The organism is Cohnella sp. WQ 127256 (genome assembly GCF_024519285.1).
GTDB lineage: Bacteria > Bacillota > Bacilli > Paenibacillales > Paenibacillaceae > Cohnella.
Genome location: NZ_JAMZCY010000001.1, coordinates 1,728,822 through 1,744,362 on the forward strand (window position 1 = coordinate 1,728,822; position 15,541 = coordinate 1,744,362).

Genomic DNA, 15,541 nt, shown 5'->3' on the forward strand with positions numbered 1-15,541 from the left:
AAGCCGTCTGAGGAAGCATTGCTCCCCAGACGGCTTTATTTCCGAGCATGTCCACCTATCTTTACAGTTCAACCATCGCTTTGATCACTTTCGTTTCTGGCTTCAACCAGCTCTCGAATTGACCAATCATTCCATCGAATGGCGACCGATGTGTAATATAGCGACTGACGTCAATGCTGCCACTCTTAACGGCCTCGTATACATGAGAGAAATCTTCCTTCGTTGCGTTACGGCTGCCCATAAGCGTGAGCTCCCGCTTGTGAAACTCCGGATCGTTAAACGTTATATCCGCTTTAACGAGACCCACATAGACGATCTTCGCACCATGCGCAGCGAGTCCGAAAGCACCTGTCATCGATTTCGCATTGCCTGTAGCGTCGAATACAACTGTTGGGAAATCTCCATTTGTCAGCTCAGATAGCTTCTCCTCCGGTTGATGCAAAGCATTCAAAGTGTCATCTACGTTAGCCCATGACTGACAGAAGGCAAGCCTTTCGTCGTTAATATCCATCGCAATGACTCGAGCACCCTCGTATTTAGCGAATGCCATGACTCCTAATCCAATAGGTCCACCGCCGATCACAAGCACTGTCTCGCCTTTGACCAGACCGGCACGTCTTACCGCATGAGCTCCAATACTTAGAGGCTCCAATACGGCTGACTGATCGAGTGATAAGCCATTCGTTCCTACCAGATGCGTAACTGGAACGGAGATGAGCTCACGCATTCCCCCATCGATATGAACACCAAGCACCTTCATCGACGTACAGCAATTGGTTTTCCCGTTACGACAAGCGATACATTGTCCGCAATGCATATAAGGGATAACGCTAACCTGATCGCCTACCGTGAGCCCTTCGTTATTGTCACCGATCTGCTCGATGACACCTGCGAGTTCATGACCTAACACTCGAGGGTAGCTGAAGAACGGCTGATTCCCCTTGAAGGCATGTAAATCCGTACCACATATCCCAACTCTTTTAATGCGCACAATCGCTTCGCCAGCAACAAATGAGGGCTCAGGAAGCTCCACTAGCTTAAAGCGTTCAATCTCTTCACACACGATTCCTAACATAACGACACTCTCCCCTTATACTCTGATATCTTCGTTATATTCCGGTCTACCACTTACCCATGTCCGATTATGAACCGGCTTCAGAATGTCTAACACATCCTTGAGCAGTTCCTCATCGATTGGCTCGTTCGTCCATGCCGCGTTATTACGGATATTGTCCGGATTAGCCGTACTGACTAACGTTGTTGGAATTCGCTCGTTCGAGGTTGAGTACTGTACAGCTAGCTTCGCAATATCGAAGCCGCGGCTAGCACACAACTGTGCCGCTTGTTTGCACGTTGCCTTCAACTCTGCGCTTGCTAAGTGCCAATCCGGCGTTCCACGTGTGCTTAACAATCCCATCGACAGCGGCGACGCGTTGACAAGACCGGTTCCTTGTTGTTCAAGCAAAGGCAATAGATTAAGTAACGCGGTATCGTTTAGTGAATAATGACAATAGGAGATGATCGCATCGACCTGTACTTGCGGAAGCAGCGTCTCGAACAGCTGAATAGGAAGTCCGCAAATGCCGTAGTACCGAATTTTGCCCTCGGCCTTCAAACGCTGTAAAGCTGGGATCGCTTCCTCCAAGATAATGTCGGAGGACACGAATTCAATATCATGAAGATATAGAACATCGATATAATCCGTATTCAACCGTGCGAAGCTTTCCTCCACGCTGTCCGTAATCCGCTTACGGGAAAAATCGAACTGATCTGTCCCATAGCGTCCAGCTTTTGTTGATAAGAGAAACTTATCGCGCGACACATCCTTAATTGCCTTACCTAATACGCTCTCAGCCTTCGTCAATCCATAATACGGTGAGACATCGATATAATTGATGCCTGAATCCAGTGCGGCATGTACGGTACGAATCGCTTCTGCTTCATTCGTCTCCCGAAATACGGAGCCGAGTGAGGAAGCACCAAAGCTTAACACGGATACGTCTAGACCGGTTTGGCCAAGTTTGCGAGTTCTCATTACAAAATCACTCCATCCTTGAATATAGCAATCTCGCGGAACCCATTCACCTCATTATTCGTATGAGTATCTCCCGACGCGATATCTAACAACCGATCCCACAGCTCATCCGTCAAGTCATCCATGCTCTTGCCTTCGAGCAGCTGTCCCGCATTATAATCAATCCAATTTTTCTTGCGCTGAGCCAGCTCACTGTTCGTTGAAATCTTCACTGTTGGTACGGGTCCTCCGAAGGGTGTTCCTCTGCCTGTTGTGAAGAGCACGATATGTGCGCCACCAGCGGATAAAGCTGTAACTGAAACGAGATCATTACCCGGCGCTTCCAGTAGATTAAGTCCAGATTTGTTCACTCGTTCTCCATATGCGACGACATCCGTTACGATCGAATGACCGCCCTTCTGCGTACAGCCAAGTGACTTTTCCTCTAATGTACTAATCCCTCCCGCTTTGTTGCCTGGAGAAGGATTCTCGTAAATTTCCTGATCATGTCGGATGAAATATTGCTTGAAATCGTTCACGAGGGAAACGATTCTCCCGAACACTTCCTTATCCGCCGCGCGATTCATGAGGATCGTCTCTGCGCCGAACATCTCTGGAACCTCGGTTAGAATCGCTGTACCGCCTGCCGAGATAAGTCTATCTGATACCGAGCCGACAAGTGGATTCGCTGTGATTCCGGATAATCCGTCTGAGCCGCCGCATTTCAAGCCTAACTTCAGCTTGGACGCAGGCACCGATTCACGCTGGAATTGTTCCGCATATTCGACCAATTCCTCAATAAGCGCAAGCCCAGTCTCTAGCTCGTCCTCTTCCTCCTGCGACTTCATGAACTTAATTCTCCGTGGATCATAGTCCCCAATTGCTAGCTTAAAGGAGTCGATCTGGTTGTTCTCACAGCCCAGACCAACAACTAATACTGCCGCCGCGTTCGGATGATTCACTAGGGAGGCAAGCAGCTTCTGAGTGTGCTTCAGATCGTCTCCCAGCTGTGAACAGCCGAATGGATGGGAGAAATGATACACACCGTCCACTCTTCCACGATGCTGTGTATTCGCCCGATTGGCGATAACTTCACATGTTTTGTTAATGCAGCCTACCGTATTGATGATCCAAATATCATTTCGTATTCCGACATCACCATTGTCACGAACATACCCTTGAAAGGTTTGTCTGCGAGGCGCTTGCGCTTGTGCGACAGGGGTTGTTGGCTCATACTCATATTCCAGAAAGCCTTTCAAACCCGTTCCGAGGTTATGTGTATGCACCCATGTTCCTGGTGTCAGCTCTACCTTCGCTTTACCGATGGAATAGCCAAACTTTAACACGTCCTGCCCTTCACTTACCGGATTGGTCAATATTTTATGGCCTTTCGGCACATCGTCTGTCAACTGAAGCTGCGCACCATCCTCAAGCGTAATAACCTCACCCGCTGAAAATTCCTTCAAGGCAATCGCAACCTGATCATTCGCCGATAGTCTAATCCAATCGCTCATTACTGCTCCCCCTTCCAGTTCGTTAAGCTAGCCGTCAAGGCTTCCGTTAATCTCTGCCAACGTGACAGGTCTTGTCCCCACAGCAACTCCTGCTTAAGCAACTGTTCAACCGTCTCGTTAAGAGGCTCACCGCTACTCTCTGCATTGTCCCAAATTGCAGCTATTGTCTCTAAAGATTTCACATCATCACGAACAACATAGCTCAATCCTTGCAAAGATAAGCCTTCGTATTGATCGCCGTGTTTTTTCACTTGATAGTAACGTAGGAGCCCTGCAAATCCTTGCAGAAGACTCGTTGGAATCGACTCGCCCCGCTCTGCATAATACGCGATCGTAGGCAGCAACCGCGTCTTAAACTTGCTTAGACTGTTCATAGCGATATCCGCAAGCCGATGACGAATGTACGGATTCAAGTATCTTTCGAACACGGTTTCCGCGTAAGCTTTCATTTCATTTTCCGGGTACGGCAATGTTGGAATAATGTCTTGCATTACCGTTCCTCGAATGTACCCTCCAAGCTCTTCGTGCTCCATTAGCTCGCGAACATGCTCGATCCCATGTAGGATTCCTAGAGGAGTCATCAGCGTATGTGCTCCATTCAGAATACGAACCTTGCGTTGCTGATAGGGCTTAAGATCCTCGACCCATAATACGTTTAAACCCGCTCGTTTGAGTGGAAGTAACTCATCCAGCTCCGGTTCAGCCTCGATTGCCAATAGGTGATAAGGCTCCGCCGTACTAAGCAGCTCATCTCTGTATCCCCAATCCACGAACCACTCCTCCGCTTGTTCCGTGTCCGGATAGCCGGTAACGATCCGATCCACTAGGGAATTAAGGAAGCGATTATCGGACTGAACCCATTCGAGGAACGAAGCTGGAAGCTCCCAATCTGTCGCGTATTTCAGCACAGCCTCTTTAAGGGCATCCCCATTTCTCTCAAGAAGCTCGCATGGAAGAAAAATAATCCCACGATCTTTCGCCCCATCGTAAGCCAGATAACGCTGATAGAGTAAATAGGCTATTTTTCCTGGAAAAGATACGATAGGCGTACCTTCAGATAACAACTCTGGTCGATACAATAAACCTGCTTCAGTCGTATTCGATACGACAAATCGCAAATCCGGACTTACAGCTAACTCAACCAAGTGCGCCCAATCTGTGTAAGGATCGAACACCTCAGAGAAGACGGAAATCACTTCCCGACGCTCTACGATTTCCTTGTTCTCAAGTCCACGAATGACGAGCGTATACAAACCGTCTTGATTAGCTAACGCTTCAATTTTAGGCTTCCCTGAAGGTCGCGGCTGCGTTACAGCAATACTCCCCTTGAACAAGCCTTGCTTACGAGATTCATGGATCATCCAGTCAAAAAATCCACGCAGGAAATTGCCTTCCCCGATTTGCAGCACCGTTATGGGGCTTGTGCGCACCTCTTCAAGTTGAAGTTGCTCTGTTTCACTCAAAGTCGATTGATTTAATGCTCTCATCATAGCTTATAGAACTCCTTCGCATTTCCTCCGAATAACTGTTCACGTTCCAGTTCGCCCCAGCTGTCAGGTAGCGCCTGCTCAACAATGTTCACCACTTGATCGTAGCTTGCTTCTAGTAAAAAAATTGGCCAATCACTACCGAACATCAAACATCACACGCTCAGAACATCCCGCTTGATCGTCCAATAATGCTGATGAGCATCTATCCTCATGGTCAAGCGTTCTCCCCTCTTTATAACTAATGCTTTAATTTTATCAGCTATTTATAACATAAATAGAGTTTATATTTGCATAAATGTACTCCATTTTGATATTTTATAAGGAGAAGAAGACTGATCGGAGGCCACCTGTATGAATCCCATTCGCAAGCCCTTCTCGAAAGACCCTTTATTCCCTTTCGACTTTGTTTACAAAGACACCAAAAGCCCAGAGCGAGAGCTTCCTGACCATCTCCATGACCGATATGAATTTGTGTATGTTTACGAAGGCCAAGGCACGATGTTCATCGATCAGAAATTTTACGACATGTGCAAAGGCAATCTATTTATTATCCCGGGTAATTCGATCCACCGAGCATTTCCTGACCCGATCAATCCCGTAACCTCGACGGCAGTCTTTTTCTCTCCAAGCTTGTTCCCTCATGAGCAATTGGATGATTCCTATAGCCACTTACGCTGCTTCGAGCTAGCTAAGAAAAGAAAGCAATACAAGCTAGAGACAAGCGATCAGCTTCAGCTATCCACAGAAGCTGTATTGGACGATATCCAACATGAGCTTGGACTGAAAAGCCCAGGCTATCGGCATGCCATCTCTCTTCACCTTCAACAATGGCTTCTTCGCATCAATAGACATGTCATTTCAACCCATTCCGATGATCTCGAGGATGTACGCATTGGCCCACAGTGGATGAAGGAGATTCTTCATTATATCGCTAAGCATCCGAATGCTGATCTAGGACTAGCAGCCTTAGCGCAACAGGCATCGGTAACGGGAGCTCACTTTTCACGTGTATTCAAACAATTAACCGGCATGAACGTCACCGATTACGTCAACGCCAAGCGCATCGTTCAAGCCAAAGAGCTACTGAACGATACCGATGAGAACATCAGCTTGATCGCTGAACAATGTGGCTTCGAAAGCCTCCCCCATTTTCACCGTATATTCAAGAGAATAACAGGTGTGACTCCAGGGACTTATAAAAGGGGGAAGACATAAATGTCGTGCAAGTAACTTAGAAGGGGTCGTTGCCAGCAAGCCATTTATTATAATTAGCTACTATTTTTAATAGAATGCCTTCTACTTGTTCAAGTTCATCCCTAAAACAAACGAATCGGTATATATTTGAATGATATATACATGATTTGGAGGTCTTTATTTTGAAATTTTCATTTTCTTCATTCGTTCTTCTATCCATGCTGCTCCTAGGGATAAGTGGATGTATCGGTGGCGGTGGTGATAAAACCGACAGTCTATTGGATCCATTGAATAGAGACAAAGAAGTAAAATTAAAAGTCATGTATTGGGATGGGAGCTTATTCTCAAAAGAATATGGCATGTTATTTCAAAACAAGTTTCCAAACATCGATCTCGAAGTCGCTAGTATGAGCTCGCTCCACGATAATCCGTCGCTCTCGTATGATGAGGCGCTCGAACAATTCATCGCCGAGAAAAAACCGGACGTGCTGTTGTTTTTCGACGATCGATTCAGGAAATATGCGATAAACGGCACACTACTCGAGCTCGATACGGTAATTAAGCAGGAAAAAGCTGATTTCGAAGGCATCCATCCTTATGCGATCAACTCGATAAGAGACTTTGGGGACGGCAAGCTGTTCGGGCTGAGCGGGGAAATATCCAGCGCCGCTTTGTTCTACAATATCGATCTCTTCACGAAATACGGCGTGGAGTTTCCTAAGGACTCGATGACTTGGGAGGAAGTGTTCGAGCTTGCGAAGAGGTTCCCAACGGATGGGAATACAGAGGAAAGACTATACGGGTTAACGACCGATAATTATACGAAAATCGCCCAATTTATTCAACAAGTTGGAGCCGCTCAAAACTTAAAAGTGCTGAACGCGGACGCCACACAATTGACCATAAATACGGATTCTTGGAAGATGGTATTCCAAACCGTGATAGAAGCCGCCAAATCGGGTACGTACTTTGCACCGACGGATGAAGACGGCCAATCTGGTGGATCGTTTATGGCGTTTTTAAAGGGAAATCTCTTCACTACGGGCAGGTCCGCAATGGCGTTCAAGTATAGCAACGAGGTTCAACAAATTATCGATGCGAAAAACATGCTGAAAGATGTCGCGCCCGTCAATTGGGGCATCGTCACAGCGCCCGTCGATCCAAATAATCGGACCCAAAGCAGTTATTTCGGGCCAGGCACCATTTTCGCCGTGAACAAGAGCTCTGCAAATCCACGCGCAGCATGGGAGTTCGTGAAATACGCCACTAGTGATGAATATGCCAAACACAAGTCCAAACAATCTTATAACGGAATATTAAGCCGAATGCAGTACAATTCCGATAAAGAGGGCCGGAGCATGGAGCCATTTTACAAGCTCGAACCGAAATCCGGAATAGGAGATGATTATTCCAGTACTCTTCCACGGTTTTACGAGGCATTTTATGCATTAGTAAATACGGAGATCGATTCCGTGCTGTCGGATAAGAAGTCCGTAGAGGAAGCATTAAAGACGATTCAAGAGAAAGGGCAAGAAGAACTCGTTAAAGCCCGGCAGGATCAAGAGGCCGCCCGGAAGGAAAGTTCTTCACCCTCCGCATCGGCTTCTCCCTAACGGGACGAGCATCCTATAAGCGACCTACAACCACTGAATACAAGTAAGAATCAATCCGATGAAGAACCCGCACAGAGCTCCATTGACACGAATCCATTGCAAGTCACTTCCGACCTTCTCTTCCAGCATGCGAACCAGTTCCTTGTCATTCATCTGATCCAAATTATCTTTCAGCAACAAACCCAGTCTATAATGGTTAGCTTCAACGAAATCTACGATGAACGACAGCACCTTGTGCTCCGCACTTTCCGTTAGCTCCTTCTCGGATTGCAGCTTACGAATGATATATCGAACAGTCGTAACAACCTTGCGTCCTCCGCTTTGCTTTTCCTTCTCTAATGCGGCAAGAAGCGTACTACGAATAGCCTCTAACCGTTCCAACAGAAACTGCCCACTGTCCGGGTGGCTCGCCTTATCGATGAGCCACTGCTTCCCACGAATCATCATGGCCTCATCACTTGCGATCCGTTGCAATTGATTACGGATTTCGACTAGTAATCTTTCTCGATTCACATTCCCAGGTTGAATTAAATCCTGAATTCCCGATAACAGCAGCTGTTGAATCATTGTCCCCAGCTTGTCTTCGTTCATGAAGCCTGCGAATGCTTGCACAGCAAACCCCATAATTCCGCCAACCTTGGCTTCTGATATTTTCTGTTGTGCGATCGAGCCAAGCAATTGTCCGGTTTGTGGCTTACTTACCCATACTCTTCCTTGATTTAACGCATAATCAAGTGCCTTCTCATCCCATTGATCCTGCTCAGCAGTATGCAACATTTTCTCCACGAATGGTTTAGCATCCGTTTGACGAATGATCGATACGATACCCGACTGAAGATGGGGTACGAAGGATTCGAGCGGTAATTTCGATAAGAGGGTTTGCAAGAAATTGAGCGTGCCAATCCGATTGCTCCTCTTTGCAACAAGTCTCGTCACGGCGGAACCAGCGACCTTCAAGAGCTGGAATTTCTTTAGCTTACTTGTAATGCTATCCTTGTTGAGCAGCTCATTCTCAAGCGCTGAGATCAAGGAATTAGCAATCTTGTCCCTATTCTTCAGGAGCAGCGACGTATGCGGGATGGGAATGCCCATGGGATGGCGGAACAATGCCGTAACGGCAAACCAGTCCGCGAAACCACCTACTAACCCCGCCTCAAATCCACCTTTCAGCAGCTCCACAATTGGATGCTCAGGCAGGAACAATGTCGTGACGAAACCGACTCCCATTGTGACTAAGGATAAACCGGCAATATATCTTGTTTTCATAGATGACAACCTCGTTATGTAAAGGATTTGGTGATCTATTCAGTATAACCGAAACAACGGATCATTCTAAGAGTATTAATGAATAAGGAGCTGATCTGTATGTTTTTCTTTGCATTTCTCTTCATTGCGATTGCCATCGTAAACATCATTTATCCGAGCTTTGGTTGGTACCTCAGATATGGCTGGATGGTCAAAGGTGATTCGGAACCAAGCGATGCCTATTTATTCATGAGTAGGGTCGGCAGCATTATCGCGATTATCGTATTTATTTTTTATGTTATACCTAACTTCTAATACCTCATCATTGAGAAAAACCGCGCAGATTCTGCAGCGGTTTTTCACATGTAATATTCCTAAACAACCTATTCTTTCGGAGCGTGCGTACGTTTAACGAAGAACGATAAAACCAACCCGACAATAGCGAACATCATTCCGATATAGAATGCGTTATGAATGCCGGCATTTAACGCTAACGCTTGTTCGATTGGGGCTGTTGGATCGGATGACGTGGTCAAATAATCCTTGGTCCCTGCCGACATCATGCTGATGAAGAATGCGACGCCAATCGCTCCGGACACTTGCTGTAGTGTATTCAGAATTGCCGTGCCGTGAGGGTAATATTTTCTAGGCAGCTGGTTCAATCCATTCGTCTGCGCAGGCATCATGATCATCGAAATGGCAACCATCATAATACAGTGGTATAAGATGATTGTGCCTTTACTCGTGTCCAGATCAATTTGCGTAAACAACCACATCACAACGACTAGAATAGCCGCCCCCGGAACAACAAGCACCCGAGGTCCGAATTTATCGAACAGCTTGCCCGTCACAGGTGACAGGAATCCATTCAATATACCACCCGGAAGCAATAACAATCCCGATGTATAAGCAGTTAATAACAAGCCCTTTTGCAAATAAATCGGTAATAACATCAACGTAGAGAATAATGCCATCATGACGATGATAAGTAATACTGTCGTTAATGAGAACATTGGCGATAGAAACGCGCGCAGGTTAAGCATCGGTTCCTTGGATACCAATTGCCGCCATATGAATAACAGTAATGCGATCCCTCCGGCGATTAGCGTGAGATAAACTTCAGGACTAGACCATCCGCTATTCTCACCGCCCGCACTACTGAAACCATATACGATACCGCCGAAACCAATCGTTGATAAGATAATCGACAGAATGTCTACTTTAGGCTTCGTTACATCGGTCACGTTTTTCAGAAAAATCGCAGCAATGATAACTGAAATCACACCAAACGGGAACACAAGGTAAAATAACCAGCGCCAATCTAACGATTCCAGAATCAAGCCGGACAATGTCGGTCCGATCGCCGGAGCGAACATAATGACTAGTCCAATACTCCCCATTGCCGCTCCACGCTTCTCAGGCGGATACAGAACAAGAATCGTATTCATCATAACCGGGAGCATGAGTCCAGTACCAAAAGCTTGAATAATTCGTCCTCCCAAGAGGACTGAGAAATCCGGTGCTAACGCACATACAAGCGTTCCAAGCGAGAATAAGATCATTGCACCCAGGAACATCTGCCTTGTTGTAAACCATTGAACCAGTAAGGCGGATATTGGAATCAAGATACCAACAACCAGCATGTAGCTTGTCGACAACCACTGAATCGTTGTGTAGGACACATTCAGATCGATTGTGAGATCAACGAAAGCAATGTTCAATAAGGTTTCGTTCAGAATGGAGAAGAATGCACCAATAACGAGGGTAATCAATATTGGTAATCGTTTAATGTTTCCTAAATCTTTGTACTGCGCAGGCGCAGAATCTCCAGCGGTATTCACTTATTTTCCTCCAAATCCATTTATGTAATGATAACTTTTGCTTAATCACTATATCATTCGCCAATATTATCTTCAATTGTTTCGCTAATTACACAACATGCCCATGTCCATTTGAGAAACGGACATGGGCATGTTAATATGCACTACATCTTAATTCCGTTATACTCGCACGATGATATATTTCTCTTTAATCACATTAAGATGATGAAGCTCATGACCTGCAATAATATAAGCTAAAGCTCTAGCGGTGATCTCGTTATCATTGGCAATTCCACTCCGTGACCAAGCTTTCTCCGATAATCCGCGAATGAGTGTCAACGTAGCTCTTCTCACAGAAATATAGTCCTCGATTAATTCGGATAACGAACAGGAATCAAAATTGACACCTTTCATGAGATCATCTTGATCGTAACCAGCAAGAGGGGTACGATCTCCTCTTGCAATTCGGAGCAAACGATAGCCCATAATTCGTTCATTATCGTTAATATGGCCGATAACTTCCTTCAAGCTCCATTTATCCGGAGCATAACGATAGTTGCCTTGAGCTTCTGGGATATCGGACAATAGCTCAGCGGTAGTCTTGAGAAAACCTGCAAGAATTTCATTGATATCTCCTTCAGGTACAAGACCGATGTACTGCTCGTAGTAGCTGCTATATTCTTCTTGTAATGGTCTGTTGTTCATCACAGCACCTCTTCCTTTTCATTTTCCATAATATAAGCAATTAATAACGCCGCCGTATTCACGATGGCATCCGCATGAGTCCGTTCCATTCCATGCGAAGCGTGAACACCTGGTCCAATAAGTGCAGCGCGGATATTGCTTCCTCCACGTAGAGCAGCCGATGCATCAGATCCATAATAGGGATAGATATCAACTGCGTGGGCAATGTCCTCGCGCTTGGCTAGCTGGATGAGCTTCGAGGTCATCTCATAATCATAAGGTCCTGAGGAATCCTTTGCACATATTGAGACATCTCGTTCTGTCGTCGTTAGATCATCTCCAATAGCCCCCATATCGACGGCAATCAGCTCTGTTATGTCCGGTGGGATATAGGAGCTTCCATGGCCGACCTCTTCGTAGGTGGACAGGATGATTTTGATCGTATTTACCGGCGACTTCCCTTCCCGCTTGAACCATTCCAGCAGTCCAAATAACGCCGCAACACTTGCTTTGTCATCCAGATGCCGAGACTTAATCCAGCCGTTCGATAGGATACGCGTACGAGGATCCCACGAAATGAAATCTCCTGGTGATATACCAAGCTTTTCCGTATCTTCTTTCGTCATTACGGGCTCGTCGATGCGTATTTCCATATTCTCTTCGTCCCGCTTCCACTCCCGTACATCTGAATGAACATGAACCGAAGGCTTTGTTGAAAGTACGGTTCCCTCATATGCTTTACCGTCACGAGTGTGAATGAGACAATACTCTCCTTCCACCGTATGCATCGCGTATCCACCAATAGGTGTAAACCTTAACATTCCATTAGGTTTAACCGAGCGTACCATGGCCCCGAGTGTGTCCACATGTGCGGTTAATGCGATAACCTTCCCAGTCGGTTCACTAGCACTAGGAATTGTAATAACGGCATTTCCTTTAGGAGTCATCTCCAACTCATAGCCGAGTTTGATCGTTTCCTTGCGGATAAGCTTCATGATTTCCATACAAAACCCGCTTGGGCTAGGCACTTGCAATAGGGCTTGAAGAAAACCAATCATATACTCGCGATTCATTTGAGGCTGTACGGAAGTGGACATGTGTAATTTCTCTCCTTCATATGTAGTGCTCAGTCGTGGATCCTCATGTTGAAGACATATTAGAGATCGACGAAAACACTTCATCTTATCGTATATCGGTCATTTTGCAGTGATCTGTTACAATTAGGTACAAAAAAGCCGCGTTTCCGCGACTAAAATTAACTTTTTGAGTTGTGCTAATTGTTAAACCTTTGACGGTATCCACATTTGCGACATAGCTCTTCAACAACTTCTCTTCTCGAGAAGCCATCGTATAGGTTAGTTGCACGCTCCCCTTCAATGATTTCGGAAAAAGGGGTTTTGTTAATATTCCCTAGATTAATGACGCCCTCGCCATCGAGGCAGCATGGGATTACAGTTCCGTCTACTAGTACACCTGCTTGGTTACGAAGTGCGTGACAGAAGCCCTTACTGAGATCCTCTTTCTCCTTCAGATCTGGCCACTGAAACTCTTCCTCGTGATTAAGGTATATCCGATCTGCGATCTTAATTCCTTGACCCCGAACAAAATGCTCCTCGATCTTAAAGTCTAGATTAAAGGCTTGCTCGATTTGTTCAAGAATGTCCCGGTTTCGGTCGTTCTTCAAATTCGTCTCATTATCCGGTGTGAGGTTCCACAGTCTAAGGGAGATCAGAACATTAGAAGTCGCTACGGCCTCCTTAGCAAAGTCGAGGACACTAGATACGTAGCCATCTTTATCTACTGAGCCTTCATGTCCATCAAAGCTGTGTAAAGAGAAGTTAATCTGTCTCAATGCAGGCTTCCCTAAAATCTTAAACTTCGCTTTATGCAGCAGCGTCCCGTTAGTCGTCAAGTTAACTTTGAACCCTTTGTCATGACTGATGTCCAGCAGTTCGTCAATTCTCGGATGAAGTAACGGCTCACCTTTGACATGAAAATAAATATGCTCAGCATGCCCTTGGATTTGATCCAATGTATTCGTGAATGCATCAACTTTAATAAAGTTTGCTTGACGCTTCGTTGGTGGACAGAAGCTACAAGCTAGATTGCAGATGCTTGTGATCTCAATATAAAACTTTTTAAATTTTTTCAATTTCAGGTACTCCAATCGATCAAGCCATTAGAATGATGCACTCATTATAACATAAGCTGTGGCATTCGATCTTATGATTTGTCAGCGTAATATACATGCTTGGCAGTCAATGCCCCACCCAACAAGGTAAATATTCCGAATGAATACAACGGCTGCCGCCTCTTATCTGTTGGTGAGCCGGGGTTAAACACTAACATACCTCCAGAAGATTTCGACACAGGAATGTGAGAATGACCATAGACAAGCACATCAAGCTCTACTCCCTTGAATGCTTCAATGGCTTGCGTTTCGGTTGCCGTTCTCTTCGACGCACCGTGTCCGTGTACAATTCCAATCTTACAGCCCTCGAGTTCAAGCAGCTTGCGTAAGCCGAACTTACGAACGATGTCTGCCCCATCGTTGTTCCCTGCGACTCCATACGTTGGGGCAAATGCCGACAATTGCTCGAACACCAACAAGTTCGTCCAGTCTCCAGCATGGATAATCGCATCTGCCGTCTTTAACTCACGAATTAATCTTTCTGGAAGCTTCTTATTCATTCTAGGCATATGCGTATCGGATACAACGACGAGCTTCATCTGCACCGACCTCGATTCCAATTGATCTTATAGCTTTATCATATAGACCATTCCCCTCTCAATCAATGCCACGAAGGCAAATCCAATCGCAACTTTTCCACTATTAACACGTTTTGTATTAAAGAGGGGGTTGAGATGTGAAGGGTTTACTCCAAGCGTTAACGATTATTCGACGGACCCTCATCGTTATCTTGGCGATAGTGATGATCCCGCAGGTCATTGATCTTTTCCCTACAAGTAGCGACGTTAAAGGGACAATCAAATTATTGGAGCAGGATGGCCCTGTGACCAAATACAAAATCAATAAACGAATGGAAATCGACCTGGACACTTTTATCGTAAAAACACTCTACGTTACACCTAAACAAGTCGTTCTCCACTATTCGTACAAAAGTAAAGTGGCTGGTGGATGGTCTTTACCTCAGAACGCCTTTAAGTTATTTGATCCACGAGGCAATGAGCTCCAGTATCGTTCCTCAACCAGCAGTGGGAATTCTAGGGGATCAACGGGATTCCTCGCTTATGACAAACTAACCGTTTCAGCTTCCAATTTGAATCTTATATTTGAATGGTACGACCGCAAAGTAATCTTGAACCTTCCGCTTCAGAAAGTGGGTGAGGGTCAATGAGAAGAAAGACGATTCGGAGCTATGTAGAATGGGTTATTGCCGTACTCCTCATCTTTCTTTTCTTCAATGGAGGACACCTCGTCATAGGTAACTTTAGCGCAGATAAGGCGCATGAATTATCCGAGAGTAGTTATCATTATGGGCCTTCAGAGATATCAAGAAAAATCCATTACAATAAAGACATCGTCATTTATCTCGGAACTTATAAGAAGTGGTTTTCCGCTGATACGGTAAATAAGAGAGGTTTAGGGTGGTTTCCTGACGGAGGAGTTAGCGGTCGTGAAATCGATACAAATAAACCGCTCACTTATAGCTGGGAAATCAAGCATTACAATAAAAAACTAAGATTAGCTAAGTTCTTCGGCTATGTAACCGATGAACGAATTTCAAGCGTTGTTCTGAATGTGATTGCTCGAGATAATACTCAGGATGATATTCGGGTCAATCAACAGAGCAATGTCATTCTCAAGGAGACCCTTACGGAAGATCGGTTGTTTATCTTTCTATGGAATGAAATCGAACAGAGCTATGCTTGGCAATCGATACAAGGACTTGATGGTGAAGGTAAGGTTATTTATGAAGAAAAGCTAAATTAATCAGAAAGACCG

General features: G+C 45.5%; 16 protein-coding genes. 5 read left to right on the forward strand and 11 right to left on the reverse strand.

Annotated features, from left to right (window positions below; translation table 11 throughout):
* Positions 1 to 61: 61 nt before the first annotated feature.
* From M1K58_RS07720 to M1K58_RS07740, 5 genes are read right to left on the reverse strand one after another with little or no spacing between them, the layout of a single operon-like run.
* Positions 62 to 1,075: a zinc-binding alcohol dehydrogenase family protein gene (locus M1K58_RS07720; RefSeq protein ID WP_256758070.1), complete on the reverse strand. Its 1,014-nt coding sequence runs from the start codon at positions 1,073 to 1,075 to the stop codon at positions 62 to 64.
* A gap of 15 nt (positions 1,076 to 1,090) precedes the next feature.
* Entirely contained in the window at positions 1,091 to 2,035 is a 945-nt protein-coding gene (locus M1K58_RS07725; protein WP_256758071.1) for an aldo/keto reductase, read from the reverse strand.
* The gene (locus tag M1K58_RS07730) at positions 2,035 to 3,528 is read right to left on the reverse strand and encodes a UxaA family hydrolase (RefSeq protein WP_256758072.1); all 1,494 of its coding nucleotides are present in this window, start codon (positions 3,526 to 3,528) and stop codon (positions 2,035 to 2,037) included. The genes M1K58_RS07725 and M1K58_RS07730 overlap by 1 nt, the downstream gene beginning before the upstream one ends.
* Positions 3,528 to 5,018, reverse strand: coding sequence for a tagaturonate reductase (locus M1K58_RS07735; protein WP_256758073.1), 1,491 nt, complete (start codon positions 5,016 to 5,018; stop codon positions 3,528 to 3,530). Before M1K58_RS07735 ends, M1K58_RS07730 begins: the two co-directional genes overlap by 1 nt.
* Complete coding sequence (locus tag M1K58_RS07740; RefSeq protein ID WP_306220284.1) at positions 5,015 to 5,164, reverse strand: amidohydrolase family protein; 150 nt, start codon at positions 5,162 to 5,164, stop codon at positions 5,015 to 5,017. The genes M1K58_RS07735 and M1K58_RS07740 overlap by 4 nt, the downstream gene beginning before the upstream one ends.
* A gap of 205 nt (positions 5,165 to 5,369) precedes the next feature.
* Between M1K58_RS07740 and M1K58_RS07745 the strand changes: the two genes are divergently transcribed.
* Together M1K58_RS07745 and M1K58_RS07750 are read left to right on the forward strand one after the other, a co-directional pair.
* On the forward strand, positions 5,370 to 6,233 hold the full coding sequence (locus M1K58_RS07745; protein ID WP_256758074.1) for an AraC family transcriptional regulator: 864 nt from the start codon (positions 5,370 to 5,372) through the stop codon (positions 6,231 to 6,233).
* 161 nt (positions 6,234 to 6,394) lie between these two features.
* Positions 6,395 to 7,825 carry an extracellular solute-binding protein gene (locus M1K58_RS07750; RefSeq protein ID WP_256758075.1) on the forward strand — a complete coding sequence of 477 codons (1,431 nt, stop codon included), beginning with the start codon at positions 6,395 to 6,397 and terminating at the stop codon, positions 7,823 to 7,825.
* A 24-nt stretch (positions 7,826 to 7,849) separates the two neighbouring features.
* Here M1K58_RS07750 and M1K58_RS07755 read toward each other — a convergent pair whose 3' ends face one another.
* On the reverse strand, positions 7,850 to 9,091 hold the full coding sequence (locus tag M1K58_RS07755) for a DUF445 domain-containing protein (protein ID WP_256758076.1): 1,242 nt from the start codon (positions 9,089 to 9,091) through the stop codon (positions 7,850 to 7,852).
* A gap of 99 nt (positions 9,092 to 9,190) precedes the next feature.
* Between M1K58_RS07755 and M1K58_RS07760 the strand changes: the two genes are divergently transcribed.
* A complete protein-coding gene (locus tag M1K58_RS07760) occupies positions 9,191 to 9,385 on the forward strand; it encodes a DUF6199 family natural product biosynthesis protein (protein WP_256758077.1) in 195 nt (64 codons plus the stop codon).
* Positions 9,386 to 9,453: 68 nt separating this feature from the next.
* Here the strand turns inward: M1K58_RS07760 and M1K58_RS07765 are convergent, their stop codons facing one another.
* From M1K58_RS07765 to M1K58_RS07785, 5 genes are all read right to left on the reverse strand, one after another.
* Positions 9,454 to 10,860, reverse strand: coding sequence for an MDR family MFS transporter (locus M1K58_RS07765; RefSeq protein WP_372339134.1), 1,407 nt, complete (start codon positions 10,858 to 10,860; stop codon positions 9,454 to 9,456).
* Positions 10,861 to 11,070: 210 nt separating this feature from the next.
* Positions 11,071 to 11,595: a DinB family protein gene (locus tag M1K58_RS07770; RefSeq protein ID WP_256758079.1), complete on the reverse strand. Its 525-nt coding sequence runs from the start codon at positions 11,593 to 11,595 to the stop codon at positions 11,071 to 11,073.
* Complete coding sequence (locus tag M1K58_RS07775; protein WP_256758080.1) at positions 11,595 to 12,671, reverse strand: M42 family metallopeptidase; 1,077 nt, start codon at positions 12,669 to 12,671, stop codon at positions 11,595 to 11,597. Before M1K58_RS07775 ends, M1K58_RS07770 begins: the two co-directional genes overlap by 1 nt.
* A 176-nt stretch (positions 12,672 to 12,847) precedes the next feature.
* Positions 12,848 to 13,726 (reverse strand): radical SAM/SPASM domain-containing protein, encoded by an 879-nt coding sequence (locus M1K58_RS07780; protein ID WP_256758081.1) that lies wholly within the window; start codon positions 13,724 to 13,726, stop codon positions 12,848 to 12,850.
* 71 nt (positions 13,727 to 13,797) lie between these two features.
* Positions 13,798 to 14,304 (reverse strand): metallophosphoesterase family protein, encoded by a 507-nt coding sequence (locus M1K58_RS07785; protein ID WP_256758082.1) that lies wholly within the window; start codon positions 14,302 to 14,304, stop codon positions 13,798 to 13,800.
* Between the two features lie 137 nt (positions 14,305 to 14,441).
* On the opposite strand from M1K58_RS07785, the gene M1K58_RS07790 reads away from it, so the two are divergent.
* The gene (locus M1K58_RS07790) at positions 14,442 to 14,933 is read left to right on the forward strand and encodes a hypothetical protein (protein ID WP_256758083.1); all 492 of its coding nucleotides are present in this window, start codon (positions 14,442 to 14,444) and stop codon (positions 14,931 to 14,933) included.
* Positions 14,930 to 15,529: a hypothetical protein gene (locus M1K58_RS07795; protein WP_256758084.1), complete on the forward strand. Its 600-nt coding sequence runs from the start codon at positions 14,930 to 14,932 to the stop codon at positions 15,527 to 15,529. The genes M1K58_RS07790 and M1K58_RS07795 overlap by 4 nt, the downstream gene beginning before the upstream one ends.
* Positions 15,530 to 15,541: the final 12 nt, after the last annotated feature.

Excerpts from the sequence above, each read along its gene's own strand:
- M1K58_RS07720 (WP_256758070.1), bottom strand. The coding sequence starts at position 1,075 with ATGTTAGGAATCGTGTGTGAAGAGATTGAACGCTTTAAGCTAGTGGAG.
- M1K58_RS07725 (WP_256758071.1), bottom strand. The coding sequence starts at position 2,035 with ATGAGAACTCGCAAACTTGGCCAAACCGGTCTAGACGTATCCGTGTTA.
- M1K58_RS07730 (WP_256758072.1), bottom strand. The coding sequence starts at position 3,528 with ATGAGCGATTGGATTAGACTATCGGCGAATGATCAGGTTGCGATTGCC.
- M1K58_RS07735 (WP_256758073.1), bottom strand. The coding sequence starts at position 5,018 with ATGATGAGAGCATTAAATCAATCGACTTTGAGTGAAACAGAGCAACTT.
- M1K58_RS07740 (WP_306220284.1), bottom strand. The coding sequence starts at position 5,164 with ATGTTCGGTAGTGATTGGCCAATTTTTTTACTAGAAGCAAGCTACGAT.
- M1K58_RS07745 (WP_256758074.1), top strand. The coding sequence starts at position 5,370 with ATGAATCCCATTCGCAAGCCCTTCTCGAAAGACCCTTTATTCCCTTTC.
- M1K58_RS07755 (WP_256758076.1), bottom strand. The coding sequence starts at position 9,091 with ATGAAAACAAGATATATTGCCGGTTTATCCTTAGTCACAATGGGAGTC.
- M1K58_RS07760 (WP_256758077.1), top strand. The coding sequence starts at position 9,191 with ATGTTTTTCTTTGCATTTCTCTTCATTGCGATTGCCATCGTAAACATC.
- M1K58_RS07770 (WP_256758079.1), bottom strand. The coding sequence starts at position 11,595 with ATGAACAACAGACCATTACAAGAAGAATATAGCAGCTACTACGAGCAG.
- M1K58_RS07775 (WP_256758080.1), bottom strand. The coding sequence starts at position 12,671 with ATGTCCACTTCCGTACAGCCTCAAATGAATCGCGAGTATATGATTGGT.
- M1K58_RS07785 (WP_256758082.1), bottom strand. The coding sequence starts at position 14,304 with ATGAAGCTCGTCGTTGTATCCGATACGCATATGCCTAGAATGAATAAG.
- M1K58_RS07795 (WP_256758084.1), top strand. The coding sequence starts at position 14,930 with ATGAGAAGAAAGACGATTCGGAGCTATGTAGAATGGGTTATTGCCGTA.